The organism is Pseudoalteromonas shioyasakiensis, assembly GCF_022398475.1.
In the GTDB taxonomy this organism is placed as follows: Bacteria; Pseudomonadota; Gammaproteobacteria; order Enterobacterales; family Alteromonadaceae; genus Pseudoalteromonas.
The window spans coordinates 1-26,879 of sequence record NZ_JAKEVM010000051.1 but is presented as its reverse complement, the minus strand read 5'-3'; the positions used below and the strand labels follow the sequence as shown (position 1 = coordinate 26,879).

General features: G+C 43.0%; 19 protein-coding genes. 10 read left to right on the top strand and 9 right to left on the bottom strand.

The features are described 5' to 3' along the window. Positions 1-127: 127 nt before the first annotated feature. Positions 128-1,828, top strand: a complete 1,701-nt coding sequence (locus L1D51_RS10810; protein WP_239963649.1) for a dipeptidyl-peptidase 3 family protein — start codon at positions 128-130, stop codon at positions 1,826-1,828. Between the two features lie 72 nt (positions 1,829-1,900). On the opposite strand, the gene L1D51_RS10805 is transcribed toward L1D51_RS10810, so the two are convergent. Both L1D51_RS10805 and L1D51_RS10800 read right to left on the bottom strand, forming a co-directional pair. Beyond that, the gene (locus L1D51_RS10805) at positions 1,901-2,650 is read right to left on the bottom strand and encodes a substrate-binding periplasmic protein (protein ID WP_055021998.1); all 750 of its coding nucleotides are present in this window, start codon (positions 2,648-2,650) and stop codon (positions 1,901-1,903) included. Between the two features lie 63 nt (positions 2,651-2,713). Next, positions 2,714-3,118, bottom strand: a complete 405-nt coding sequence (locus L1D51_RS10800; RefSeq protein ID WP_054562674.1) for an HIT domain-containing protein — start codon at positions 3,116-3,118, stop codon at positions 2,714-2,716. A 112-nt stretch (positions 3,119-3,230) separates the two neighbouring features. Between L1D51_RS10800 and L1D51_RS10795 the strand changes: the two genes are divergently transcribed. Together L1D51_RS10795 and L1D51_RS10790 are read left to right on the top strand one after the other, a co-directional pair. After that, entirely contained in the window at positions 3,231-5,456 is a 2,226-nt protein-coding gene (locus L1D51_RS10795; protein ID WP_239963648.1) for a S9 family peptidase, read from the top strand. Between the two features lie 149 nt (positions 5,457-5,605). Beyond that, positions 5,606-7,240 carry a methyl-accepting chemotaxis protein gene (locus L1D51_RS10790; protein ID WP_054562676.1) on the top strand — a complete coding sequence of 545 codons (1,635 nt, stop codon included), beginning with the start codon at positions 5,606-5,608 and terminating at the stop codon, positions 7,238-7,240. A gap of 64 nt (positions 7,241-7,304) precedes the next feature. Here L1D51_RS10790 and L1D51_RS10785 read toward each other — a convergent pair whose 3' ends face one another. The 3 genes from L1D51_RS10785 to dinB form a co-directional block, all read right to left on the bottom strand. Next, the gene (locus tag L1D51_RS10785) at positions 7,305-8,828 is read right to left on the bottom strand and encodes a M17 family metallopeptidase (RefSeq protein WP_054552591.1); all 1,524 of its coding nucleotides are present in this window, start codon (positions 8,826-8,828) and stop codon (positions 7,305-7,307) included. 103 nt (positions 8,829-8,931) lie between these two features. Beyond that, positions 8,932-10,614: a carbon starvation CstA family protein gene (locus L1D51_RS10780; RefSeq protein WP_054552592.1), complete on the bottom strand. Its 1,683-nt coding sequence runs from the start codon at positions 10,612-10,614 to the stop codon at positions 8,932-8,934. A gap of 106 nt (positions 10,615-10,720) precedes the next feature. Then, the gene (gene dinB / locus L1D51_RS10775) at positions 10,721-11,773 is read right to left on the bottom strand and encodes a DNA polymerase IV (RefSeq protein ID WP_055022000.1); all 1,053 of its coding nucleotides are present in this window, start codon (positions 11,771-11,773) and stop codon (positions 10,721-10,723) included. 421 nt (positions 11,774-12,194) lie between these two features. Here dinB and L1D51_RS10770 point away from each other — a divergent pair, with 421 nt between their 5' ends. From L1D51_RS10770 to L1D51_RS10760, 3 genes are all read left to right on the top strand, one after another. Further along, a complete protein-coding gene (locus L1D51_RS10770) occupies positions 12,195-12,623 on the top strand; it encodes an acyl-CoA thioesterase (protein WP_054562679.1) in 429 nt (142 codons plus the stop codon). A gap of 12 nt (positions 12,624-12,635) precedes the next feature. Continuing rightward, positions 12,636-13,688: an aldo/keto reductase gene (locus L1D51_RS10765; protein ID WP_054562680.1), complete on the top strand. Its 1,053-nt coding sequence runs from the start codon at positions 12,636-12,638 to the stop codon at positions 13,686-13,688. Between the two features lie 136 nt (positions 13,689-13,824). Then, positions 13,825-14,751 (top strand): hypothetical protein, encoded by a 927-nt coding sequence (locus tag L1D51_RS10760; protein WP_055022153.1) that lies wholly within the window; start codon positions 13,825-13,827, stop codon positions 14,749-14,751. Here L1D51_RS10760 and L1D51_RS10755 read toward each other — a convergent pair. Further along, positions 14,702-15,313 (bottom strand): fumarylacetoacetate hydrolase family protein, encoded by a 612-nt coding sequence (locus L1D51_RS10755; protein WP_239963647.1) that lies wholly within the window; start codon positions 15,311-15,313, stop codon positions 14,702-14,704. The genes L1D51_RS10760 and L1D51_RS10755 overlap by 50 nt on opposite strands. A 302-nt stretch (positions 15,314-15,615) precedes the next feature. Here L1D51_RS10755 and L1D51_RS10750 point away from each other — a divergent pair, with 302 nt between their 5' ends. From L1D51_RS10750 to L1D51_RS10735, 4 genes are all read left to right on the top strand, one after another. Continuing rightward, positions 15,616-18,564, top strand: coding sequence for a TonB-dependent receptor (locus L1D51_RS10750; RefSeq protein ID WP_239963646.1), 2,949 nt, complete (start codon positions 15,616-15,618; stop codon positions 18,562-18,564). A 90-nt stretch (positions 18,565-18,654) separates the two neighbouring features. Next, positions 18,655-20,196: a tryptophan halogenase family protein gene (locus L1D51_RS10745; protein WP_239963645.1), complete on the top strand. Its 1,542-nt coding sequence runs from the start codon at positions 18,655-18,657 to the stop codon at positions 20,194-20,196. A 20-nt stretch (positions 20,197-20,216) separates the two neighbouring features. Continuing rightward, entirely contained in the window at positions 20,217-20,942 is a 726-nt protein-coding gene (locus tag L1D51_RS10740; protein ID WP_055197729.1) for a SapC family protein, read from the top strand. Next, on the top strand, positions 20,942-21,952 hold the full coding sequence (locus tag L1D51_RS10735) for a cupin-like domain-containing protein (protein ID WP_239963644.1): 1,011 nt from the start codon (positions 20,942-20,944) through the stop codon (positions 21,950-21,952). The genes L1D51_RS10740 and L1D51_RS10735 overlap by 1 nt, the downstream gene beginning before the upstream one ends. 94 nt (positions 21,953-22,046) lie before the next feature. On the opposite strand, the gene L1D51_RS10730 is transcribed toward L1D51_RS10735, so the two are convergent. Genes L1D51_RS10730 through L1D51_RS10720 form a run of 3 tightly spaced genes read right to left on the bottom strand, consistent with a single transcriptional unit; the run spans position 22,047 to position 26,868 of the window. Next, a complete protein-coding gene (locus L1D51_RS10730) occupies positions 22,047-23,084 on the bottom strand; it encodes a glycoside hydrolase family 16 protein (protein ID WP_239963643.1) in 1,038 nt (345 codons plus the stop codon). Then, a complete protein-coding gene (locus L1D51_RS10725) occupies positions 23,075-25,552 on the bottom strand; it encodes a glycoside hydrolase family 3 protein (RefSeq protein ID WP_425605540.1) in 2,478 nt (825 codons plus the stop codon). Before L1D51_RS10725 ends, L1D51_RS10730 begins: the two co-directional genes overlap by 10 nt. Positions 25,553-25,599: 47 nt before the next feature. Next, the gene (locus tag L1D51_RS10720) at positions 25,600-26,868 is read right to left on the bottom strand and encodes a sugar MFS transporter (RefSeq protein WP_054562688.1); all 1,269 of its coding nucleotides are present in this window, start codon (positions 26,866-26,868) and stop codon (positions 25,600-25,602) included. Between the last annotated feature and the right edge of the window lie 11 nt (positions 26,869-26,879).

Below are 26,879 nucleotides of genomic sequence, written 5' to 3'. Positions count from 1 at the left end.
CTTCTTAACTCATAAATAAATATTGCTTCTAGTGCTGTAAACTTGCCATATATATGTCAGGTTTGCTTTAATGCATAGACTTTTTGTTTTCTAAGCAATGACTCTCACTTTTTTAACGGGCAAAAAAATGACATTAAATAAAATTAGCCAAGCACTTATCTTATCAGGTGCTGTTTTCCTTGGTGCATGTTCTGACCAGCAAGCTACCACTTCTCAAACTAAGCCTGCTGCAGAGCAAACAAAGCAAACTACTGAACAAAACAATCCACAACTTATCAATGCTGAGAAAAGCCGCTTAGACATTTACACTGACTTTACGCTTACTTCTGATCTTAGCCACTTAAGCGATAACCAGAAGCAAATGATTGGCAAGTTAATCGATGCTTCAAAAATCATGGATGAGCTATTTTGGCGCCAAGCATTTGGTGAGAGCAAAGACGCTTTCTTAGCAAAAATTAATGATGAAAAAGTTCAGAAGTTTGCAGATATCAACTACGGCCCTTGGGATCGCTTAAACGGTGACCAAGTATTCTTGTCAGGCTATGAAGAAAAGCCTTTAGGCGCTGAATTTTACCCGAGCGATATCACTAAAGAAGAATTAAACAACGCAACCGTGGATGACAAAACCGGTCTTTACTCGGTAATCAAGCGCGATGAAAAAGGCCTTCTTTATAGCGTGGCTTACTCGGTTGAGTACGCACAAGAACTAGAAAAAGCAGCTAATTTATTACGCGAAGCAAGTAAACTGGCTGATGATAAAGAGTTTGCTAACTACCTAAGCATGCGCGCAGACGCACTAGTAAGTGATGACTTCCAACCATCTGATTTTGCGTGGATGGATATGAAAAATAACCCAATTGACGTGGTTATTGGCCCTATCGAAACCTATGAAGATCAATTATTTGGTTACCGTGCAGCGTATGAATCTTATGTATTAATTAAAGATTTAGCATGGAGCGAGCGGTTAGCTAAATTTGCCGCTTTCTTACCTGAGCTACAAAAAGGTTTACCTGTAGACGAAAAATACAAGCAAGAAGTCCCAGGCTCTGATGCTGACCTTAATGCTTATGATGTTGTTTATTACGCAGGCCACTCAAATGCAGGTAGTAAAACAATTGCTATCAACCTGCCAAATGATGAACAAGTACAACTGGAAAAAGGCACACGTCGATTACAGCTTAAAAACGCAATGCGCGCTAAATTCGATAAAATCTTAGTGCCAATTTCAGAGCAGCTAATTGTTCCTGAGCAGCGTAAACACATTACCTTTGATGCTTTCTTCGCAAACACTATGTTCCACGAAGTAGCGCACGGTTTAGGTATTAAAAACACCATTACTGGTAAAGGAACTGTTCGCCAATCATTGCAAGAGCATGCAAGTGCCCTTGAAGAAGGTAAAGCGGATATCTTAGGTCTTTACATGGTTGAACAATTGCTTAAGAAAGACGAGATCACAGAGGGCACATTAGAAGATTACTACATCACTTTTATGGCTGGTATCTTCCGCTCTGTGCGTTTTGGTGCATCAAGCGCACACGGTAAAGCGAACATGATCCGCTTTAACTTCTTCGCTGAAGAAGGTGCATTCTCTAAAAATGCTGACGGCTTATACAGCGTTAACATGGAGAAAATGAGCCAAGCAATGGAGAAACTATCTAACCTAATCCTTACTATTCAAGGTGACGGTGATTACCAAAAAGTTGATCAGCTAATCGCAACTCATGGCGAAATCAAAGCTGAACTAGCTAAAGACTTAGAAAAACTAAGCCAAGCTAATATCCCTGTTGATGTTACTTTCAAACAAGGTAAAGAAGTATTAGGTCTTTAAGCCTTATTCTCCTTTAATAAAAAACGCTGCAATTGCAGCGTTTTTTATTGCCTGAAATCTACTAAAGCATAGCTAGTGTGCAACAAAATTGAGGCCGTATTTAGAATTCAATTCTACAATATCCCCGTTGATCAGCATTTTTTGAAACTCGCCATTAAAAGCATCAATAAATTCATCGAGTTCGCGTTGTTTACTAAAGCCATAGTAGCCCTGATTAACCGTCACCGGCGGCGATAACATAATCACTTTATCTGCTATATCTAAACTGTCGATGACAGGCTTTGCAGCCCGTGGATGGGTAAGAATTAAGTCAACTCGGTTATGCATCAATTGTAAAAAACTAGCCCGCACATTACCCACTTCAGATAGCGATAAATTTGCCTCGTTACGCTTAAATTCAGGACCATAGTTCCAACCTCGAATGGTACCAATAATATCTTTTCGTACACTGGCAAAGTTTCCAACCCAAGTCACATCATTGTTCTTTTTGGTATATAAAACAATCGGGTCTTCGTAAAAGGGCAAGTCACTAAATTGCATATACTGCTGACGTATAATGGATTTGTAAGGGCCGATAATGGCATCTGCCTGACCTTGCTCTACCATTTTTAGAGCGCGTTTTAGTGGCATGATATCAATTACCAACTCATGCCCTAAACGCCTGCAAATTTCGTGGGCAATATCGGCACCTAAGCCAACCACTGTGCCTTGTTGGTCCTGCTCTAAAATCGCTGGAAAGTGGCTACCAACAAAGTAATAACTTTTAGCCACACATGAAAAAGAGCTCAGAATAAGCAACACGGCAAACACTGTGTGTTTCATTTATTCTGTACCCCTTCGTGCATCATCCATTTAGCTTAGTCCAATCTTGCTAGAACAAACAGTTTAAAAGTGCGCTTTTAATGCGGCAATTTGTTCGTCGCTATAAGGTACTGCTGGTAATTTACCCCAGATTGGTGTTGGCCAAGCTGCATCAGTTGTAAAACGCGCAATATGATGAACATGTAATTGCGGTACCATATTCCCTAGTGCTGCTACATTGAGTTTGTCTGGGTTGAATACCTGTTGTAATAATTTACTCAGTTTGCCCGACTCTTGTAATAAGGTAATTTGTAGCTCTTCAGAAAGGTCGATTATCTCTTTAACGCCAGCGACTCTTGGCACTAAAATAAACCAAGGGTATTGGCTATCATTCATCAGCAATACTTTACACAATGGCCAATCAGCAAGCTCAATGCAGTCGCGTTGTAGTTCTGGGGCCAAAGAAAACGGCGTATCAGTATTTTTCATCAATAAATCCTTTGATATTGGGTAAACAATCCCTACTTTATAGCATTTTGTTGCAGTTGCCTAAGCTTACCATTACCATCGTGGCAGTTTTTATTCGAGCGAAGGTACTCCTGTGCTAAAAAAAATTAAATCTCTCTCACTTGCTTTGCCAGTGGTGGCAACAGCATTCAGTGTGACCGCTGAACCTCTTACTCTTGAGCGTATTTTTGACGATCCAAGCTTAGCAGGCAAAGCGCCTGTACAACTTAAATTCTCTCCAGACGGAAGTCGTGTTACTTACCTGCAAGGTAAAACCGATGATTACAACCGTTACGACTTATGGGAATACAACTTAAAAGATAACAAAAACCGCTTATTAGTTGACTCTGCTGCGCTATTTTCTGGTCCAGAAAACTTATCTGACGAAGAAAAAGCACGCCGTGAGCGCCAGCGTATTTTTGGTAAAGGGATCTTAGAATATAAATGGTCTAAAGATGGTAAAGCGCTTTTATTCCCACTTAATGGCGACCTATACTATTATGAGCTTGCTTCAGCTAAAAGCCGCAAATTAACCGACACAGAAGCATTTGAAACCGATGCACGTTTCTCACCTAAAGGGCACTTTGTGTCGTTTATTCGTGAGCAAAACTTGTATGCACTTAACTTAAAAACGGGTCAAGAAATCCAATTAAGTAAAGATGGTGGCGGCGTTATTAAAAACGGTATGGCCGAATTTGTTGCGCAAGAAGAAATGGGCCGTATGACTGGCTACTGGTGGTCTGGTGATGAGTCTAAAATCGCTTATACCCGTGTTGATGAAAGCCCAGTAAAAGAAGCGATCCGCAATGAGATTTACGCGGATGAAGTAAAGCTATTTAATCAACGCTACCCGTTTACGGGTACCGACAATGTTAAAATTCAGTTAGGTGTTGTGAGCATCAACAATCAAAAAACTGACTGGGTTGATTTAGGCGACGAGCAAGATATTTATATCGCTCGCGCAAAATGGTTAAAAGATAACAAAACGCTTTCTTATCAGTGGCAAGACCGCTCGCAACATAACTTAGAGTTACGTTTTTATAATAGCGAAACGAAAAAGCAAACCGTTGCCCTAACAGAAACCAGTGATACTTGGATTAACCTGCACTTTGATTTGCAGTTCTTAAACGATAAAAAACATTTCGTTTGGGCATCTGAGCGCGACGGTTTTAAACACCTTTATTTATACCGCACAAACGGTGAAATGCTCCGTCAAATCACCCAAGGTGAATGGGTTGTTGATAGCTTAAAAGGTATCGATGAGAAAAAAGGCATCGTTTATTTTGCAGGTCGAAAAGACACTGCCCTTGAAAGCCACCTTTACAGCGTACCGCTATTCAAAAAAGGCGAAATTAAACGCGTAACAGAGCTAGGTGCTTACCACAATGTGGTGATTGCTAAAGATAACAAAACCTTTATCGATAACAGCTCTTCAGTGAATAAGCCAGGCTCAGCAGCATTACGTAAAATTAATGGCGAATTTATCACTTGGCTTGAAGAAAACAAGTTAGATAAGTCACACCCATTAACGCCTTACCTAGCTGATTTGATCACCCCAGAATACGGCACACTAACGGCTGAAGACGGGCAAATCATGCATTACCGTTTATTCAAGCCAACTAATTACCAAGATGGTAAAAAGCACCCAGTTATTGTTAACGTTTATGGCGGACCTCATGCTCAGCGCGTAACGAACAGCTGGCGAAGTAAAAACTTATACTTCCAGTACATGGCACAACAAGGCTATGTTATTTTCCAACTTGATAACCGTGGTTCATACAACCGTGGTAAAAAGTTTGAAGACGTGATTTATAAGCACTTAGGTGTTGCTGAAGTGGCAGACCAAATTAAAGGTGTCGAGTTCTTACGCACCCTTGATTACGTTGACCCTGAACGTATTGGTATTTATGGCCACAGCTACGGTGGTTACATGGCGCTTATGACTATGTTTAAAGCGGGCGACTACTTCAAAGCCGGTGTTTCTGGTGCGCCAGTAACTGATTGGGCACTTTACGATACTCACTACACTGAGCGTTATGTAGGTCACCCTGCAACTAACGCGAAAGGTTACGAAGCAAGTGCAGTTTTCCCATATGCCGAAGGCTTAAAAGGCCCACTGATGATTTACCACGGTATGGCAGATGATAACGTGTTATTCACTCACGCCACAAAGTTATTCAAACAACTGCAAGATCAAGAAAAGCAGTTCGAAATGATGACTTACCCGGGTTCAAAACACAGTTTACGTGGCAAGAGCGTACAAACGCACTTACACCAAACCATCACAAGTTTCTTCAACCGACACTTTAACGTTGAGTAATCACGTTTAATTTCGGTGACTTAGACTAAAGGCTGATTGTTAAATCAGCCTTTTTTTTGTCTCAATGTATTCTACTATTTAACTAGATTTTCGACCTATTTTAGCTACGCTTAATACATTGCTCCTATGGGCATGACGAAGGAATACACATGAATTTACGCCGTTTTACAATTTTTCAGCGCCTCGCCATGTTAGTGAGTGTGGTCGTGATAGGGCTGATATTTTTGAGCGTCTCGAGCTTAACGCAGCAATACAGCTCGCTAAAGCAAGAGCAATACATTAAGACCCAAAACCTTGTTGAGTCTGCTTACTCTATTATTGAGCATAATTATGAGTTGTTTGAGCAAGGTAAGCTGAGTGAGCAACAAGCCAAACAAGCAGCCCTCGAAACAATTTCTGCACTTCGTTACGACAACAGCAATTACTTTTGGATCAACGATTATCAACCCGTGATGGTCATGCACCCATTTAAGCCCGAATTAAATGGTAAATCACTAGCGGGCAGTAAAGATCCAGATGGCGTGTTGTTATTTGTCGATATGGTTAATATCGTCAAAAAACAAGGTAAAGGTTTTATTCCCTACAAGTGGCCAAAGCCAGGTAAAGATAAGCCTGTTGATAAAATTGCCTACGTAAAAGGCTTTGATAAATGGCAATGGATTGTAGGTTCTGGTGTCTATATTGATACTATTGAAGAGGCATTCTCTTCGCTACGTAACCATGTGATTATTACCGCGGTAGTGATCATTGCCCTACTGGTTGCGCTAAGCTACCTAATTGCCAATAGCATTCTTCGCCCGACCCAACTTGCCGCAAACATGATGAAAGACATCTCGCAAGGGGAAGGCGATTTAACCCAAAAGCTTGATGAAAATGGTAATGATGAAGTATCTCGTCTATCGCGCTACTTTAACTTGTACACCGCAAAAATGCGTGAGTCACTCAAACATGTTGCCCACAATGCAGAGCAAGTAAATCAGTTTGCCCATAGCGTTGATGATGCGAGTAAAACAAATCACTCTTTTATTGAGCTACAGAACGACAGCTCGACTCAAGTTGCAACCGCAATGGAACAGATGACTCATCAAATTCACGATGTTAGTCAAAATGCCGACCAAGCAGAGCATGCCGCCAATGAAGCGGCGCAAAATGCCGAAGCGGGCAAGCAGGTTCTCAACAAGACCATCACCGCCATTGAGACCCTGTCGCATAATATTGAACAAGTGAGTAAGGTAACGGCGGATCTTGCTGCAGAGAGTAACAACATAGGCTCAGTACTTGATGTTATCCGTAGCATTGCTGAGCAGACCAACTTACTGGCACTCAATGCTGCCATTGAAGCGGCTCGTGCTGGTGAACAAGGGCGAGGCTTTGCCGTAGTGGCTGACGAAGTGCGTACATTAGCAAGCCGTACAGGTAAAAGTACCGACGAAATTCAAGCCATGATCAGTAAACTACAAACTGGCGCACAAGCTGCTGTTGATGCTGTATCGGCAAGCCAACAGTTATCAACTGAAACGGTTTCACAAGCAGGTGAAGCAAATAGCTCGCTGAGTGAGATTGAGCGACTTGTCTCTATTATTAAAGATATGAACAGCCAAATCGCCCGCGCTACCGAGCAACAAACTAGCGCAGCAGATGAGGTTAATTTACGGATTAATGAGCTTTCACAATCAACTGAGCAATCACTGTCGAATACCGAAGGGCTTTCGACCGCCAGTGAAAACTTAAAGCAAAGCTCACAAGCGTTAAGTGATGTCGTTAACCGCTTCAAGCTCGATTAACGCCACAAAAAAGCCCCGCACTACTGTGCGGGGCTTTTCAAACTAAAAACTTATAGCTTTTAGCTTATAAACAATAACGAGCGAATAAGCTGCTTACTGTTGCTGCGGTAGGCTTACCATGTTGCCAATCACCGCCTTCTACGCCGCTACCTGCGATGTCCATATGAACATACGGTAATGGTTGCGCTGATTCAGTACCATGTTTATCTAAACCACCAACAATCGCTAAGAATGCCATTGGGAACTGGTGACCACGAGCTGTCACTGCAGAAGCAGCATTGTTACTTGATAAAACATCGTCAGCTAACGTGCGAGGACGAATGAAGTCATAATCTTCACGACGGCTACGAGATACTTCGGCGCCATCTGCCCATAAATCGCCTAAGTCAGCAATTTGGCGCGAAATTTTCGCTGCGCGAGCTGGACCATTTTCAACATACGCACTGTAAGGGCCCATCGCACGTGCTGCGTGGCCTGTTAGTGTTGCAACAGTAAATAGCTCTGGATTTACTTCGTTTAAAGCACGATCTTTCATTTCGCTTAATAGGTCACCCATTGCTAAACGGCCTTCAGCATCGGTATTACCGATACGTACACGTACACCTTCACGGCTGGTAATGATTTCATCAGGAACAAAACAATCAGAACCAATTGAGTTACGAACTACGGCCAAGTAAGCAATCACTTTAACGCCTTTTGGTGCAAAGTCAGCCACTGATTTCATAAAGCCAGCAACAGAAGCTGCACCGCCTTTATCGCGGCTCATACCTGCCATAAAGCCACCCACTTTAAGGTCTGCACCACCGGTATCGTAAACTAAACCTTTACCAACAAACATTAAGGTACGCTCAACGTCGCCTTCAGGCACGTATTCTAGTTTCACAACACGTGGGTGATGACGCTCAACAGCGTAAGATGCGCGCGCTACGGTGCTCATCATTGGGTAATCTTTATCGATAGTGTTGATATCTGAAATCACTTCAACAGACACCTTGCTACCCGCAAATAACTCAACGCAGTAATCAGCAAAACGTGGTGGTGCCATACGCTCAGGTTCTGTACCACATAAATCACGTGCAGCGTATTGACCAGCAGCAATAGCATTAAGCGCTTTGCTCATTGCCTCATCTGCACCCACTAGGCTAATTTGGCTAATTGGTTCAATCGCTTGGCCGTGGAACTCACGTGCCTCAAGTGGTTGCCAAAGCGCTTGGCAAGCACCTAAATAAGCCACTTCAAGGGCATGCTTGTAACGGCTATCTTGATTTACGTTAGCAAGTAAAATTGCAGGCTGAGTGCTACCCGATGCTTTCGCCTCTAGTACACCTTGCTTCGCTGCATCAAAGTAACGACGTACATCATCATAATCACGATTTAGAGGGCCTGTAGGCGCTAAAATAACGCGTTTAGAATCAATAACAAGTAATGTCACTTGTTTGCCAATACGTGCGTCTACAGCTTGTTGAGCGCTAATAGCTTGGCTTAAGCTTGCATCTGCTAAAGAAGAAAAATCATCACCGATAATAATCAATGCATCGTGATTTGCATCCGCTAATTGCGGGGCTGCAACTGCATGAGGGTATGCCATAAAAAAGGTCCTGCTGTTAGAAACATAGGACCTTATTATCATTGATTTAGAGCGCTATTGCCAGCCAAGTAAGACAGCTTACGATATGGCTGGCAAGCTAAGTTTACTGCTCTGTAATGTGTGCTGAGTCTTTACGATGCTTAACAATTACAGACCAAGCTTCAAGCATAACCAGTACGCTCACAACCAGTACTAACAAATCAAGTGTCACCAGTAACCAGTTACCTTGTTGATAGTACTCGCCCAGTTTAATAACCCCAGCAAAGAACGCCATAACTAATACAAAACTCATTGGGATCAAGGTGTATTTAGCCGGGCGATTCGCTTTAATAAGCATTACCGAGATAACCAGTAGGGTTAAGCTTGCTAAGATTTGGTTAGTCGAACCGAATAATGGCCAAATGATCATACCGCCGCTACCGTCAGCGCCACCAGCACCAAAAGCAAGCAGTAAACAGCTAAGTACTGCAATGAGTGTAGCTACAATACCATTACGAATGATGCTGATATTATAAATATCACCCCACTCTTGAATGATATAACGCTGCAGGCGCACGCCAGAGTCCATCGTAGTCCCCGCAAACAAGACCACCATTACGGCAAGTAAGGTTGATGCCACCTCTTGTGAGATACCCCAACCACTTTCAATTAAGTTTGCGCCACCATTAATAAAGGCACTCACACTACCGGCGCCTAAGTGACTGTAAATTTCGTGCCATTCTTCAGGTGATACTGCAAGTGCAACACCACTTACTGCAACTAGTGTAATAAGCGCAAGCATACCTTCACCTACCGCACCTAAGTAACCCACAAAGCGACCATCAGTTTCTTTGTTCAACTGCTTAGAGCTGGTACCTGAAGACACAATACCGTGGAAACCCGATACCGCACCACAGGCTATGGTCACAAATAGCAATGGAATAATACTTGGTGTATCTACCGCAGTTTGAGTATTAAACGCAGGGGCTGTGATATCCGGCATTGACACAAACACCGCACCATAAAGCAGTACTAATCCCACTAATAACTGCATACCGTTGATGAAGTCGCGAGGCTGTAACAGCATCCACACAGGCAATAATGAAGCAATGGCTGCGTAGATAAATAAGATGATGATCCAGTTCGCATTCGCACTTAGACCAAACATTTCATCAGGTAATGAAATTGGCATACCACTACCAAGGTAAATGGTGTAATAAAGAATTCCCACACCAACTAAACAAAGCGGAATTAACGACACTTTACGGCGTAGTAACTGGCCAATAACTAAGGCCACAACAATCGCTGACCAAGCAGGGAATACCGCGTTAGGTTGCGATACAAATGATTTGGCAATCACCACACCAAATACCGCATTCACCATCAATAGTACTAAGAACACCACAATCATAAATAATGCACGGGTGCGTTTACCAATTACGCTTTCAGACAAAGCGCCCATTGATTTGCCTTTGTTACGCGCACTGGCCCATAGAGCGCCCATGTCGTGAACACCAGCAAAAAAGATAGTACCAAATACCACCCACAGTACCGCAGGCACCCAGCCCCAATATACGGCAATGGCAGGGCCAACAATTGGCGCAGCACCTGCAACAGAGGTGAAATGGTGGCCCCATAACACAACTTTGTTAGTTGGCACATAATCCACACCATCCTCAAGTTCATGAGCGGGTGTGACAAAATTATCATCCATTTTAAATATTTTTTCGGCGATGAATTTCGAATAAAAGAACCATCCGAACAACATACCGACTATTCCGAGCAGCACGATTACGACCGATTGCATAGTCATCTCTCTTATTAAGTTATAATGTTGTCTAAGGTGTTGAACTAGGCTGGCCTAGCACCCCAATTAGACACTAACAAACTTTCAAGCACCAAGGTGTTAACCTTTAGTCTAATATACTTAGCTGAAAATGCTCGTGAGCCTGACTCTTTATTCCGACACCTATTCCTAACAGGCGCACTGGCTGGTCGTTACCTCGCTCATAAGCTTTACTCATTAACTCAGTAAAAATGCGTTCGTCTAATTGATGGTGGCTTTGATCGGCACTGGTCACGACAAAATTGGCAAACTTGACCTTCACCGATAACTTATTGATGCGGTTGTTTAATTGCTGTTTATCAAGACGGCGAGTTAATTCATCCATCAAGCGGGGTAACTGGCTTAAACACTCATCTAAATTATTTTTGTTGTATTCATAGGTGTGCTCAACACTGAGCGACTTTCGTACTCGCTCAGTTGACACTTTGCCAACATACTCGCCTGCACACTTTTGATATAAAGACACGCCAAAATTACCAATATGCTGCTGCATCCAATTTACCCCTTTCGCGCGCACATCAGCCCCTGTGTAAAGCCCTTTAAGTTGCAGCTTTTCTAATGTCACCTTGCCAACGCCAGGGATTTTGCCAAGCGGTAAACTCGCCAAAAAGTCATCAACTTGATCGGGCAATACCACAAACTGACCATTAGGCTTGTTTTCATCGCTGGCAATTTTGGCAATAAACTTAATTGGCGCGACGCCTGCTGAGGCTGTTAGTCCGGTGGTGTCATAGATTTCTTGGCGGATTTGCTCCGCCATCAGTGTTGCACTGCCTTTGCACGCAGTACTGTCGGTTACATCAAGGTAGGCTTCATCTAACGATAACGGCTCAATAAGGTCGGTGTACTTTGCAAAAATGGCGCGAATTTGCGTGGAGATTTCTTTATAAACCTGCATTCGTCCGGGAACGATAACCAGATCGGGGCACAGTTGTTTGGCGTGATAGTTCGACATCGCCGAGCGCACACCATATTTACGGGCAATATAATTAGCAGTTGAAAGCACCCCGCGACGACTATTACCACCTATAGCCAGTGGCACATTGGCAAGCGCGGGGTTATCACGCATCTCAACGGCTGCATAAAAGCAGTCCATATCGATGTGAATGAATTTTTTCATCAGGAATACAACAACTGTTTATATATACAGTTATTATATTTAAACTTCCTGAGAGTGCAAGCTAAGAGGTTTGGCTTGTTTGTTGGTTTGGTTTTTTACGGCTAATAAGCCGTGAACCAAATAACCAAAACGCGGCTTCGAATAACAAGCCCACGACAATTAAAGCGATAAATCCTGACATTGTGCCCATGCTATAACAGAGCAAAGCTAGAGCTAGCAAGATGAAAAGTGCAATCCACTTTATCACCCTCAAGGTTAGTTGCTGCATAATTAAGGTCCTTTAATGTGTGTTCATTTTGCTCACACTTTACGTAAGCGTGAACTTATAAATCTAGCACAATCTACTGAGTTTTCTAATTTCCTTGAGCTAAAAGCAGCATATTGCTAACCTAAGTTTTCTCACAATCAACGAAGATTTACTATGCAATCGTTTATAGAACAACACCCTATCAGAACAAAAATTAATGTTGCATGGGGTGAAATGGATGCCCTGCAGCACGTCAATAATGTGGTGTATTTTCGCTACTTTGAAACAGCCCGTATCGATTTCTTTACTCAACTGGGTTTCCTTAAAGATTTACAAGTAACAGGTGTTGGTCCGGTGATCAGCGAAAACAATGCCCGCTATAAACGCCCTGTAACATTTCCTGATACTGTGCATGTTGGTGTAAAGATTAGTGACATTGAACAAGATCGTTTTATGATGCATTACACTGTATTTAGTGAAAGCCAGGACGCAGTAACAACCATTGGCTCATCACAAGTGGTTATGTTTAATTTTAAAACGGGTAAAAAAGCTCAGTTAAATGATGAGTTATTAACTGCACTTAGAGCCCATTCTAGCGATTAACAAGGATCTATTATGCTTTATAGCCCACTTGGTCGAAGTGGTATTGAAGTATCTCGTGTCTGCTTAGGTAGCATGACATGGGGTATGCAAAACAACCAAGCCGATGCCGATGAACAAATCGCCTATGCATTAGATAAAGGCGTTAACTTTATTGATACTGCCGAAATGTATGCCGTTCCCCCTTCTCCAGACACCTACGGTAAGACAGAAGAGATCATCGGTAATTGGTTAGCGCGTAATAAAGACAAACGCGATGATCTTGTCATTGCCACTAAAATTGCGGGTAACGGCTTACCTTGGGTACGCGATGCAGGCGATATTACTCGCCAAGCAGTGGTTGAAGCCGTTGATGCATCTCTTAAGCGCTTACAAACTGAGGTTATCGATTTATACCAATTACATTGGCCTAACCGTACATCACCGCACTTTGGTAAACAGTGGCCAGGTAAAGTGTGCTTCTCTGAGGCTGACACTGAGCAAAATATTGCTGGCATGTTAGATATTCTTGAAGGTCTGAATGACTGTATCAAGGCTGGTAAAATTAAGCACTGTGGTTTATCAGACGATACTCCTTGGGGCATCAGCCAGTACTTGCGTTTAAGTGAACAGCATAACCTTCCGCGTATGGTATCGATTCAAAACGAATTTAGTCTACTGCACGCCAAAGATTGGCCGTATTTGATTGAACAATGTATTCATGAAGATATTGCTTACCTACCTTGGTCACCGCTAGGTGGCGGCATGTTAAGCGGTAAGTACTTAAATGGTGCTCGCCCTGAAGGTAGCCGTTGGACGCTAGTGCAACGTAATGGCCTATTTAGAGACACAGCACAATCACGGGCTGCGATTGCTGAATATGTTGAAATTGCTAACGCCTTTAATTTAACACCTTCACAACTTGCATTGGCTTGGTGTGATCAAGTGGATGGAGTAAGCTCAACAATTATTGGGGCAACATCAATGGCGCAGTTAAAAGAAAATATCGATGCTTTCTCAGTGCAATTAAGCGATGAAGCCAACGATAAAATCGCTGACGTATTTACCCGCTATCCTATGCCTTTCTAGTTAATCTTCGAAAGTATAAGTGAGTCTACCCTCAGTAGGCTCACTAACACTAATTCATCATTTTTCCGTTCCACCTACAAGTTTACCCATACTTTGGTGTATAGTTATTCATAACATTTCACTATGTAGGTTGTTAATGAGTAAATACATAAAACAAGTATTATGTGTGGTTGCAGGGATGTTGCTAGCCCCAATTACTCATGCCTCCGACCAGCTCTCTATTACCTGGCTTGAAAATGATGGTAAGCCATTCTTTATCGAGAAAAGTAGCACCACCTCTCATGGTGGGCTATGCAATGAAATTACCGATATGTTGATTGAAGCATTACCTGACATTAACCACAGCAAAGTGATGTTGCCGCAAAAACGTGGCAGTAAATATCTCGATGACGGACATATGGCATGCTATGCATGTATGATCCATCGTGATAAAAAAACCAACCGTGCTACTTACTCAATCCCAACCACAGTGTACCCCCCGTTTAGCGTATTAAGTACCGAAGAAAAAACACTAAAAATTAAGCAAAAACACGGTAATCCTGTATCACTGATTTCTTTATTCACAGATGCCAACTTTATTTATGGTCAAAACGATGCACGTAAATTTGGCAGTAAATTGGATAAGATAGCGAAAAATACCAAGCTTTACGAAAGTGCAGCACTAAGTGGTAATGGCAGTAGTCCAAATTTTGCTTTGCTATCACAGCTAGAGCATGGCTACATTGATTACACCATTGATTACCCATTTGTAGCTGATTATTACAACCAACAACACCAAAAGAATATTCAAAAGCTTACTATTGTTAACCCAGCCCAGAATGTGGTTTTTGGTGCCATAGGCTGCTCGACAAGCGCACCTAATAATTATGCCGAAAAAGTGCTAGCAGAAATTAATGAAGCACTGAAAAACAAGGTATTACCAAGTGAGAGATACCAGCAAAGCCAACGAGTTTGGCTCAAACAAAGCTTTCCTGAGTTTTCATCGTATTATCAGCGCTACATTTTAGACCCGCTTAAAGAGCCTGCCATTGATGAGATAACAACTCCTGCTGACCATCCATAAGTGTTACAGCAAAGGTTGAATTAGCGACAACCTTCCCTACTCCTTCAGGCGTGCCAGTCATAATGATGTCGCCATCTTCTAGGTCCATAAATTCACTGATTTCAGCTAAGATTTGCTCTGCGTTATGCAGCATTAACTTTGTATCGCCTAGTTGAGTGTCTTTACCATCAATCTTTAGACTAAATTGATAGTGTAAGTTGGAATTAACGACAACAAACTCAGTAAAAAGCGCAGAACCATTAAATGCTTTTGCGCGCTCCCAAGGTAGGCCTTTTTCTTTAAGCGTGCTTTGTAGGCCTCGCTTGGTTAAATCAAGCCCTAGCCCGACCGCAGCCAGTTGCTTATTTTTAACTAAAAAACAAAGCTCAGTTTCGAAGTGGAGTGCCTCACCTAAGTGTTCACTATTGAGAGAATCGGTGATAGCACTATTTGGTTTTGCAAACAGCACCATATTTGTAGGCGTTTCGTTATTTAGCTCTGCAATATGCGCTGCATAATTACGGCCAACACAAATGATTTTGCTTGGGGTAAACAGACCTTCATTCCATTTCACTGATTGCACGAAAATACCTCTTGTTTTAACAAATGTAAAAAACTCTCATTTTCTAATTTTAGCTGAAAGACGTTGCCTTTGTACCTAAAAAATAGAAAGTTTTTGATGAAATATTTCCCATAATAACATAAACATAGATATTACCTCTGATCTTAAACCGTTATTTATGTTGACGATTGTTTTACTTTCTAATAACTTAATGTAAGCGGTTACATTTATAAAATCGGGTTCGGCGATTTTTTTTGAAAGAAAATGTAAGCGCTTACAAAAATAGACAACAACATAAAATAAAACCAAATCTGGAGATTTGCATGAACCACACACTTTTCAAGAAAAAGCAGCTTGCTATTAGCCTGTCTATGGCAATGGGTCTAAGCGCGCTAGTTCCTCACTCAGCTGTCGCCGAAGAACAGCCCGACAAAGCAAGTGATATTGAAGTAATACAAGTATCAGGTATTCGCGGAAGCCTAGTAAAATCAATGGATATCAAACGTCAATCTGCGGGTGTTGTAGATGCAATTACCTCTGAAGACATTGGTAAATTCCCTGATACCAACCTAGCTGAATCTTTACAACGTATTACCGGTGTGTCTATTGACCGTAGTAATGGTGAAGGTAGCAAAATTACGGTTCGTGGTTTTGGTCCTGAATTTAACTTAGTAACCCTTAACAATCGCCAAATGCCAACAACTGGCGGTCGTTCATTTGATTTTGGCGACATCGCAACAGAAAGTGTAAGCGGTGTTGAAGTATATAAAACAGCGCGTTCTGATATCCCTAGCGGTGGTATTGGTGCAACAGTTAATATCACCACAGCTAAACCTCTTTCTAACCCTGGTTTACACGCTTCGATTGGTGCAAAAGCAGTTCACGACACATCAAACGAAACAGGTGATGATGTAACGCCTGAGTTATCAGGTATCTACAGCAATACATTCAACGATGACAAATTCGGTATTTTAATTTCAGGCTCAGTTCAAGAGCGTGACAACCGCGAACAATCAATGGCGGTTGATAACTGGATCCCAAATGTTGATATTTCATCGTCTCCTGATTTAGCACTGACAGATAACAACCAACGCGCTGATGGCGCAACCTGGTATCCGCAAAATGCTGGTTATGCGTTTTCAGACAATTCACGTAAACGTACCAATGGTCAACTTGTGCTGCAATACGCACCGAATGACCGCATTACTGCAACCGTTGATTACACTTACTCAAAGCTAGATTTTGAAAAAGATGGCCGTAGCTTTGGTGTGTGGTTCAACAATGGTGGTAACGTTAGCGCAGCAACTATCAATGAAAACGGTACTTACACGCAAGTAACTGAAATTGGTGGTGACTACTCAACAAACTTAAATCGCGGTGCAACAACTAACGAAAATAAATCACTTGGTTTAAACATTGATTGGCAGGTAACAGACAATTTAAACATCGAGTTTGATGCTCACAACTCATCAGCTGAAAGTGCCGGTGTGGGTATCGGCCATGATGCGTTTATGATTATTGGTAACACATCATGTTCATGGTGTGAGAACCCAACAGTTAATATCGACGAAAAAATGGCTGACTTCAGCAAAGGCGAAATTCCGCTTATCGATATGACATTAACCAATGGCCAAGCAGAAATTTTACCGAGCGACATGGGGACCCTTTTCGCCGGTGTAAACAAAGACACTAACACCAACGATCTTGACCAATATCAGCTAAAAGGTACGTGGTATAACGAAGACAGCGGCGCCCTATCAAGCATTAACTTTGGCGTATCACACACAAAAATTGATTTCCGTACAACAACAGCCTACTCAGGTCAGCTTGCTGCTGGTTGGTGGTTAAACTCTGCGGATTGGTACGATGACAGCATGTTCACTCGTGTCGATAGCTCAGGTTTACTTGATGGCTTCTCTGGTGGTGGTAGTGATAAGCTATTGAATTACTACTACGATGCTGATTTTGATGACATTGTCGCGATTGCCGAAAGTATTGACTGTGATCACCCAGATGGCGGTATTGGCGCATGTAGCTGGCCTGCTGATGTAAACGGCATGGTGCAAGCGGGTCCAATCGATGACGATCACCGTGTAAGCGAAGAAACAACTGCGGTATACGCACAAGCTAACTTCGAAACAGAATTTAACGGTATGCCAGTGAACATCACTGCGGGTTTACGTTACGAATCAACAGATGTTACAGCAAACAGCTTAGAGCGTCCTGCTGTTGCAATGGAGTGGGTTAACGGTAACGAATGGTCTTACATTTACGCTGATGAACGTTCATTCTCAAACGGTGAAGGTAGCAGCAAAGAGTTTTTACCTAGCATTGATATGAACATCGAAGTAGTTGAAGACGTTATTGCACGTTTCTCTTACAGCCGCAGCCTTGCTCGTCCTCCTGTTGGCGCGCTTCGCTCAACAACGTCATTCTTAGGTAACCCGAAAGTGGGTCAACGTAAAGTGGCTGTGGGTAACCCGAACTTAAAACCTTATACTTCAGATAATATCGACCTGTCACTTGAATACTACTACGGTGAAGGCAGCTATGTGTCTGCTGGTTACTACCGTAAGCAAGTTGATAACTTCCTTGTAAATATCACAACCGAAGAAACGATTGACGGTATTACAGACCCATTTATTGGTGATCGTGCAGAGCAAGCGCGTGAAGATTTAGCAGCAGCGGGTGAGCAACCATCTGACCAAGCTATTCACGATAAGATCAACGAAAACCAAGGCACAGAAGAAGGCACGCCTATCGTTGGTAACGATACAGATCCACTGGCAAGCTTCTTCGTATCGCGTGATAACAACGTTGAAACAGCAAACCTATGGGGCTGGGAACTAGCAGCGCAACATATGTTTGGTGAAACAGGCTTTGGTATTGCCGCTAACGCGACATTCGTATTTGGTGATGTTGAAGCAGACCGAGATGCTATCGGCTATCAATTTGCCCTACCGGGTTTAAGTGATTCAGCTAACTTCTCTGCGATTTATGATTTAAATGGTTTATCGGCTCGTATTTCTTATAACTGGCGTGATGAGTTCTTAACTGGCTTTGACCAACATGCTTCACCTATCTTTACTGAGTCTTATGGCCAGTGGGATATCAACGTGAACTATTCTGTTAATGAGAACCTAACGGTGTTTGTTGAAGGTCTAAACCTGACTGATGAAACGCAACGTACTTACGTTCGTTACTCTGAGCAGCTGTTACGTGCAAACCAATACGGTGCGCGCTACAACATCGGCTTCCGCTACTCGTTCTAGCATTTTGTTGTCAAAAAAGCCGCTCAACAGCGGCTTTTTTTTTCGTATTTATGCTAGTTTGTCTACATAGCATTTGAGATGGCCTTAAACATGCAAAAGAATGAAGTAAAAAAAGTCGTCATTTTAGGTGGTGGAACTGCAGGTTGGTTGTCTGCAGGTTTAATTGCTGCCCAGCCCCATTTAACTCACAACGCACAGATCACCCTGATTGAGTCGCCCGATATTGCCACCATTGGTGTCGGTGAAGGTACTTGGCCAACCATGCGACAAACCTTAAAAACCATCGGCATTAGCGAAAGTGAATTTATTCAACGCTGTGATGCATCTTTTAAACAAGGCTCACGCTTTGATGGCTGGTGCGACGATGAAGGCGACGCACATTATTACCACCCGTTCAGCTTACCGGTGGCATATCAGCAATTAAATATTGCACCTTACTGGTTTGCCAACAAAGATGCCGTGAGTTTCAGCCACGCAGTGGCAAGCCAAACCTACTTATGCGATCACCATAAAGCACCGAAAAACCACTTGCATAGCGCCTATCAAGGTGAAGCAAACTATGGCTATCATTTAGATGCCGGTAAGTTTGCCATGCTGCTACAACAGCACTGCACGACCAATCTAAACGTTGAGCATATCGTCAGTCATGTTGAAAGTATCAATAGTGATGAAGATGGCTATATTAGTTCATTGCAAACCCGCGAGCATGGCACTATTGCGGGTGATTTATTTATTGATTGCTCTGGCACCCACGCAAAGCTGTTACATCAACATTACGGGATAGAGCTAATTGAGCAACACGATGTGTTATTTAACGATCGAGCCGTTGCCGTACAGGTGCCCTATTTAAACCCGCAGCAAGAGATCCTTTCTTATACCAAAGCCACTGCGCAAAATGCCGGTTGGATTTGGGATATCGGCTTACAAAGCCGCCGTGGTCTAGGTATGGTGTACTCAAGTCGTTTTGCCAGCAGCGAAGATGCGAAACAAGCGCTTAGCCACTACATTGCAAAAACCCAGCCCGGCACCGCGCAAAATGAACTGACATTTCGTGAAATCAGTTTTACGCCCGGCTATAGACGCCGTTTTTGGTATAAAAACTGTTTAGCTATTGGTATGTCTGCAGGCTTTATTGAACCACTTGAAGCCTCAGCGTTAGTCATGGTGGAGCTTGGCCTGAATAACTTACTTGCTAATTTCCCAACACATCGTGCTGCAATGCCGACACTGGCAAAGCGGTTTGATGAGCAGTGCCATTATCGCTGGCAACGTATCATTGAATTTTTAAAGCTGCATTATGTGTTGTCAAAGCGCACTAGCCCCTATTGGCAAGCCCATAAAGAGGCAAACTCAATCCCTCTGCAACTTCAAGAAAACTTAGCACTTTGGCAATATCAAAGTCCGTGGTTAAACGACTTTGACCGCGCTCAAGAGGTCTTCTCTGCAGCCAGTTATCAGTATGTACTTTATGGAATGAAGCAATTGCCACAATTTCCTGTACTTGCAATGCCAGCGGCAATTATTGAGCATTTTAGTGCTAACCAACAACAAGCCAAACGCGGATTACAACAACTACCCACTAACCGCGAGCTGTTAAATCATATTCAGCAATTTGGTATACAACCTATTTAATCTCAGTATTAGGAGGCCCAATGGCCAATCATGTCTTACTTGATAACATCAGCCATAAAGACCTAAAAGTGATCACCACACGCGGTGCTAACTGGGGCGACAATATTAGCTGCGCTACCGTATTTCCAAGTGAGTTTGCTAAAGTTCAAGCAAATCAACCTATCGTATTTCGTAAGCACCCGCAAACAGGTCAATTCGAAGCCCTCGCTTTATTTGGTTTTGAAAATGGCGAGAACTTGCTGCTAAACGAGCAAGGCGAATTACAACTGAGTTACTTACCACTAAGTATGCAGCGCCAGCCATTTTTAATTGGCCAACAAACCCAGTATAACAATGGTATTCCTGAGCAATCTCTGGTGGTACATATTGATTTAGACAGCCCACGCATAAGTACACGTGATGGCGAAGCAATCTTCCTTGAACATGGTGGAAATAGCGAATACTTAAATCATATTGCTCAAGTACTTAACGCGTTACATCAAGAACACCAAACAATTAATCAGTTTTTTGAGCGTTTGCTTAGCGTTAATCTACTCGAAGCTTTTAGTCTTGAATATGCAGATAAAAATGGCGAAAAAGTCACAGTGAGCGGCTTTTATACTATTAACCAACAGGTACTCAATGGCTTAACCGCTGAACAACTTAAGCAGTTACAACAGCAAGGTGACCTACAAGCTGTTTATATGGTGCTGGCATCAATGGAGCACATTCCTCATTTGCTTAATAAAAAATGGGCTCAACAGTAATGTTTGCGGCTGCACCAATAAAAGAATGCCAGGCTTCAAGCATTACTGATCTAAAAGCGTTTTTAGCTGAGCTAACTGAGCCACTGGTCATCAGAGATCTCTGCGCTAATTGGCCCCAAGTCATTGCCGCTAAACAAGGTTCTAAAAACGCCTTAGACTATCTTTTAGGGCTTGCTAATACCGCCCCAGTACGCAGTTTTAGCAGCCAAGCAATTCATCAGGGACGCTATTTTTATAACGCTGATTTCTCGGGGCTTAATTTTTCACAGCACGCCGATAACCTACTTTCTGTGCTGCAAAAATTAGCACTAACACTCACACAAACCGACAGTGATTCACTGTATATGGGCTCTACTGCTGTGGAGTATTGCGCTCCGGGCTTTAGTGTTAAAAACCCATTAACAGTGACCGACTATAACTGCCTAACCAGCCTCTGGGTGGGAAATCATAGTCAGATTGCGGCTCACTATGACAACGCCGATAACCTAGCTTGTGTTGCTGCAGGTGAGCGTACGTTTACTCTATTGCCAACTGATCAGGTCAATAATCTTTACGTTGGTCCACTCGAATTTACACCCGCTGGGCAAGCGGTTAGCTTGGTTGATTTTAATAACCCCGATTTCAGACGCTTTCCACGCTTTAAAGAGGCTATAGCAAAGGCGCAATCGGCAACTCTTGGCCCTGGCGATGCTATTTATATTCCAGCGCTTTGGTGGCATCAGGTTAGCGCAACCAGTCCGTTTAATGTGTTGGTGAACTATTGGTGGCGACAAGCCCCAGAGTATTTAGCAAACCCATTTGATGCCATGCTGCACAGTATGCTGGCAATTAAAGACTTGCCAAACGAGCATAAACAGAAATGGCAGCAACTCTTTAATCATTATGTGTTTGCTGATGATGTGGATTTAGCAAGCCACGTTGCTGAGCCTGCGCAAGGGATATTAGCGGATATCGACGAACTAACGGCCAGAAGAGTAAGGCAGCTATTACTACAAAAGCTCAACCGATAGAATGAACCAAAAGCCAGCGGATGCAACGAGTTCGGCGAAGCATCTGCAGGCTCTTGGTTCATAATTCACTTATAGCAATCCGCTTAATTAAGTACTATTGCGGATTGGTCTTACCCTTTATTTGTACTGCTGATGGCTGCTTTGTTGCACAGCCGATACCTGTCTCACTATTTTTACTACATTGAAAAACACGTACGTAATCCACCAGCATTTGCTTAGGATAACCGGAAAAATCAACGCCTTTATCATTCACATTTGCTGGCCAGTTTCCGCCTACTGCAAAGTTAAGCAGTAAATAAAAACGCTGATCAAACGGAGCAAAGCCGGTATTTTCTATAAACGAGCCGTCTTGTTGTTGTGATGTTGAATACCACTGGTCGTGGCGAAATGTCGCATAGTGAACATCATCAACATACCAACGAATTTCATCTTGCTGCCATTCAAGGGCATAAACATGAAAGTTATCAGCCGGGTTATTAGCTTCGCTGAAACGGTACGGCGTACCGCTGTAAACATTTTTGGGTGCAGGACCACCGTAATGCAAGGTGCCGTGTACCCGCGTTTCAAGGCTGCCAGCTGGCGCTGTTTTGTCATCAGTGAGAGTCTTTAAATTAACTGCTTCCATGATGTCTATTTCGCCTGATGATGCCCAGCGACCATAACGCCAATCAGTCGGTAACATCCAAATTGCTGGCCACGCACCTTGCCCTGCTGGTAATTTAGCGCGAATTTCAAAACGCCCGTATCGCCAATCAGCTAAGTTTTTAGTGCGTAAACGTGCAGAAGTGAACGGCTGAGTCGCTTGTTTTTCTCGCTCAGCATCGCTACTCACTTCATCGCTATTATGCAATGGCCCAGTGTATTGCTCTTGGCGAGCAACAATATGCAATATGCCATCTTTAACAAAACTGTTTTCGCTACGCGCGGTATAGCATTGCAGCTCATCATTACCGCCACCTCGACAATTTACTTCGTGTTGCCACTTAGTTAGGTCGAGATCATTTTGCGAAAATTCGTCTTGCCAAACTAACTGCCAGCCTTCTCCTAGGCTGGCTTTGACAGGCGCTGGGGTTTGCTGACAGGCACTAAGCGCACCTGTTAGCAAAATAACAGCATACGATTTTACAGACATGAGACTGTTGCGTCCTCGGTGTGCGCGCTCGTTACTGATAGTTTAGCAATTGAGACTTGCCATGAACCTTCAGTGGCTAATTGCCAAGGCGAGAATACTTGCCCAAGCTGCACACCTTGCTCTGCAAAGCAGCTCAAATCCACGGTTAGCGTTTGCCAATCATTTGCTGCTTTAAGCTGTTTGCTAATATCAAATTGGCCGTCACAGTTTTCACCACATTGCATACCCAGCATTAGCGGCGCATCAGCAGCTTGGTCTACCTTAATTTGCATTTGCAGTTGACCCGCTTTTTCAACGTATGAACGTAAATCCGATGGGAACGCCGCCATTAAACGAACCGCAGCCGCTTCTTTACCGTTAAAAGTGATTGCACGCGCATCTTCTTGCACGTCTTTATCAAAGGTTTTTACGCTAACAGCGTTAAGTGCTGCACGGCTACTGGTCATGGCTTGTTGCTCAGAACCACTTTGTAGTTGCAGTGACCACGGTGCTTTTACGGCACGTTCAAATAATACTAAGTCTTCTAATTTAGCCGCGACTTGTGATTTTTCGCTAAGGTTATCCGCTAATGTGTTTTTATCTTGGTAAGTTAAACCAAAGCCATAAGGCAATAGTGGCGCGTAATCTTTATCACCACGGTTTTGGTTACCTACAGGGTTATTTGGCCATGAGAACGATAACTTACCTTTAAAGTCATGATTGATAGAACCATCTTGCTTTTTAAAAATAACATCGCTGATTGCATCACCTTCACTGCCTGGTAACCAAGTTGCGACAAACGCATCACTGGCATTCAGCTCTGCATTCACCCACATTGGGCGACCACTAATAAATAGTGACACCACAGGAATATCAGCATCTTTTAGCTTTTTAAGCAGGGCTAAATCAGTTTTATTACCGCGTTGGTATTCAAGGTTATCTAAATCACCATTACCTTCTGCATAAGGCTGCTCACCGAACACCACAATCGCTACATCTGGCTTAGTTTCAAATTCGCCATTCACATTGTATTGAACCTGGCCACCGGCTTGCTCAACGGTATTTTTGATACCATCAAAAATTGAAGAGCCACCAGGGAAGTCGCTATTTTCGTTGCCTGTACCCTGCCAAGTGATTGTCCAACCACCTGACTGCATACCAATGTTATCAGCACCTTGACCGGCAACTAATACGTTTGAATTTGCTGATAGCGGTAACAACTGTTGTTTATTTTTCAGAAGAACCAGTGATTCACGGACTGCCTGTTTTGCAACTGCGCGATGTTCTGCACTACCAATGATCTCCGTTTTACCTGACAGCGGACGCTTAGCGGGGCTTGGCTTATCAAACAAACCTGCGCGCATTTTTACACGTAAGATACGTGTTACTGCATCATCGATGCGGCTTTGAGCAATTTCGCCACTTTTAACTTGTTTGATAAGATTTTCATAAAGAGGTTTCCATGCATCTGTTGGCACCATGTACACATCAAGACCGGCATTTGCTGCTTGCGCGCAGTTGCCATTAGTACAACCCGGAATTTGACCATGGCCGTTCCAGTCACCAACAACAAAACCATCAAAGCCCATTTTGCCTTTTAGTACGTCGGTAAGAAGATATTTACTGCCATGAATTTTTTCACCGTTCCAGCTGTTAAATGACGCCATTACAGTTTGTGCTCCAGCACCTAAGCCGCCTACATAACCTTGCGCATGAATATCAAATAACTCTTGCTCAGATGCTGTGTTATTACCTTGGTCATCACCGCCTTCTGTGCCGCCATCACCTAAAAAGTGTTTCACGGTACTTATCACGCGCTTATCAGATAAAAAGTCGTCATCAACTGCACCTTGCAATCCTTTAACAATGGCTGCCGAATATGCTTTCACAATTTCAGGATCTTCAGAATAACCTTCATAAGTACGGCCCCAACGGTCGTCACGAACAACCGCAACCGTAGGCGCGAATACCCAATCGATGCCTGTTACCATCACTTCTTGCGCAGTAGCGGCGGCAATTTTTTCGATTAACTCAGGGTTGTTTGTTGCACCTAAACCAATATTATGAGGGAATAGTGTCGCACCAATAACATTATTGTGACCATGCACGGCATCGGTGCCCCACATAGTCGGAATTGAGCTACCATCGAGCGAGTCATCAATTGAGGCTTGATACATTTTTTCAGCAAGATCAATCCAATCTGCAGCACTAGCATGTTTATCATTATTAGGGAATGCGCCACCGCCATTGAGGTAAGAACCAAAGCCGTATTTACGCATATCTTCAACAGTAATATCGCGGATTTCTGGCTGGATCATTTGCGCAATCTTTTGCTCAAGGGTCATATTTGCCAGCATGTTTGCAATTTTTGCTTCCATCTCTGGATTTGCAGCAATACCCGTTTCAATGTTTGGCCAAATTTCTTGCTCAGCGTTCACGTTGGTAACCTTATCTTGCCCAGTGCAAGCTGTCATGCTGGCGCCTGCCATCATTAACGAGAAGAGTGTGAATGTTTTTTTCAATTTCATTTTTACACCTATGAAGATTGCTGAGTCTGAGTCGATACTTTTGAGCCAACCAGCGCAAAGTAAGTAATATATAAATAACAGGCGATAGGTAAGAATAACGCCATTTGTACGCCAATAGAATCGGCTAACACACCTTGTAGTAATGGAATAATTGCACCACCTACAATCGCTAAACATAAAATACCAGAACCTTTTGATGTGTACTTACCAAGGCCGTGTAAAGCAAGACTGAAAATGGTTGGGAACATAATCGAGTTACATAAACCCACAAGCAGAATTGCCCACATAGCCAGGCTGCCCTCTCCAGTCATAGCAATCACAACCAGTAAAACAGCCAATAAGCCATGACATGCTAACACCTTACCTGCATTAAATTTTTGCATTACCACTGCGCCAATAAAACGACCAACCATGGCTCCTGCAAAATAGTAGCTAATATAATGAGCGGCTTCGTTTTCTGGTAAACCCGCAATGTTATCTAGGGTCAAAAAGCCGACTAAAAAGCTACCAATTGCCACCTCTGCGCCTACATACACAAAAATACCAACAGCACCTAGAATTAGGTGGCGATAGCGCCAAACACTGCCTAAATCAACAAAGTCTTCTAAATCTTGGTGTGCGGCTTCGCTATCACTTTCTTTACCTAATTTTGGCAATTTCAAAAACGCAAAGATAACGGCAAGCACAAGTAAGGTTAACGACAACATTAAATAAGGGAGTTTCACTTCCTCTGCTGTAGCTTGGCTAATTTCAGATAGAATTAACCAACCACCAAAAATTGGCGCGACTGTTGTTCCTAAAGAATTAAAAGCCTGCGTCATAGTCAAACGCGAAGACGCTGTTTTTTGTGGACCAAGAACACTTACATAAGGGTTAGCAGATACTTGCAAAATCGTGATACCCGAGGCAAGTACAAACAAAGCCAGTAAAAATAACTCATACACATGAGCAACAGCAGCTGGGTAAAACAGCGCGCAACCAATGGCTGCAACCACTAAGCCAACCACAATACCAAATTGGTAGCCAATACGACTGACCAACTTACCAGCGGGGATCGACATCACAAAATACGCACCAAAGAAGCAAAATTGAATGAGCATAGCCTGCGTATAGTTAAGTGAAAACATACCTTTTAAATAAGGGATTAAAATGTCATTCAGACAGGTGATGAATCCCCACATAAAAAATAATGTGGTCAATGATGCCAGCGCAAAGTGCTGCTTAGGCATATCTGCTTGGCTTGCAGCAGCCGACACAGGGGTTGAAACATGAGCCATAATTTTTCTTC

Bases quoted from the DNA above. Each gene is read 5' to 3' on its own strand.
- L1D51_RS10765 (WP_054562680.1), top strand. From the start codon at position 12,636: ATGCTTTATAGCCCACTTGGTCGAAGTGGTATTGAAGTATCTCGTGTC.
- L1D51_RS10745 (WP_239963645.1), top strand. From the start codon at position 18,655: ATGCAAAAGAATGAAGTAAAAAAAGTCGTCATTTTAGGTGGTGGAACT.
- L1D51_RS10735 (WP_239963644.1), top strand. From the start codon at position 20,942: ATGTTTGCGGCTGCACCAATAAAAGAATGCCAGGCTTCAAGCATTACT.
- L1D51_RS10810 (WP_239963649.1), top strand. From the start codon at position 128: ATGACATTAAATAAAATTAGCCAAGCACTTATCTTATCAGGTGCTGTT.
- L1D51_RS10725 (WP_425605540.1), bottom strand. From the start codon at position 25,552: ATGGCAGGCGCCAGCATGACAGCTTGCACTGGGCAAGATAAGGTTACC.
- dinB (WP_055022000.1), bottom strand. From the start codon at position 11,773: ATGAAAAAATTCATTCACATCGATATGGACTGCTTTTATGCAGCCGTT.
- L1D51_RS10785 (WP_054552591.1), bottom strand. From the start codon at position 8,828: ATGGCATACCCTCATGCAGTTGCAGCCCCGCAATTAGCGGATGCAAAT.
- L1D51_RS10740 (WP_055197729.1), top strand. From the start codon at position 20,217: ATGGCCAATCATGTCTTACTTGATAACATCAGCCATAAAGACCTAAAA.
- L1D51_RS10780 (WP_054552592.1), bottom strand. From the start codon at position 10,614: ATGCAATCGGTCGTAATCGTGCTGCTCGGAATAGTCGGTATGTTGTTC.
- L1D51_RS10800 (WP_054562674.1), bottom strand. From the start codon at position 3,118: ATGAAAAATACTGATACGCCGTTTTCTTTGGCCCCAGAACTACAACGC.
- L1D51_RS10720 (WP_054562688.1), bottom strand. From the start codon at position 26,868: ATGGCTCATGTTTCAACCCCTGTGTCGGCTGCTGCAAGCCAAGCAGAT.
- L1D51_RS10730 (WP_239963643.1), bottom strand. From the start codon at position 23,084: ATGTCTGTAAAATCGTATGCTGTTATTTTGCTAACAGGTGCGCTTAGT.
- L1D51_RS10770 (WP_054562679.1), top strand. From the start codon at position 12,195: ATGCAATCGTTTATAGAACAACACCCTATCAGAACAAAAATTAATGTT.
- L1D51_RS10750 (WP_239963646.1), top strand. From the start codon at position 15,616: ATGAACCACACACTTTTCAAGAAAAAGCAGCTTGCTATTAGCCTGTCT.
- L1D51_RS10790 (WP_054562676.1), top strand. From the start codon at position 5,606: ATGAATTTACGCCGTTTTACAATTTTTCAGCGCCTCGCCATGTTAGTG.
- L1D51_RS10760 (WP_055022153.1), top strand. From the start codon at position 13,825: ATGAGTAAATACATAAAACAAGTATTATGTGTGGTTGCAGGGATGTTG.
- L1D51_RS10805 (WP_055021998.1), bottom strand. From the start codon at position 2,650: ATGAAACACACAGTGTTTGCCGTGTTGCTTATTCTGAGCTCTTTTTCA.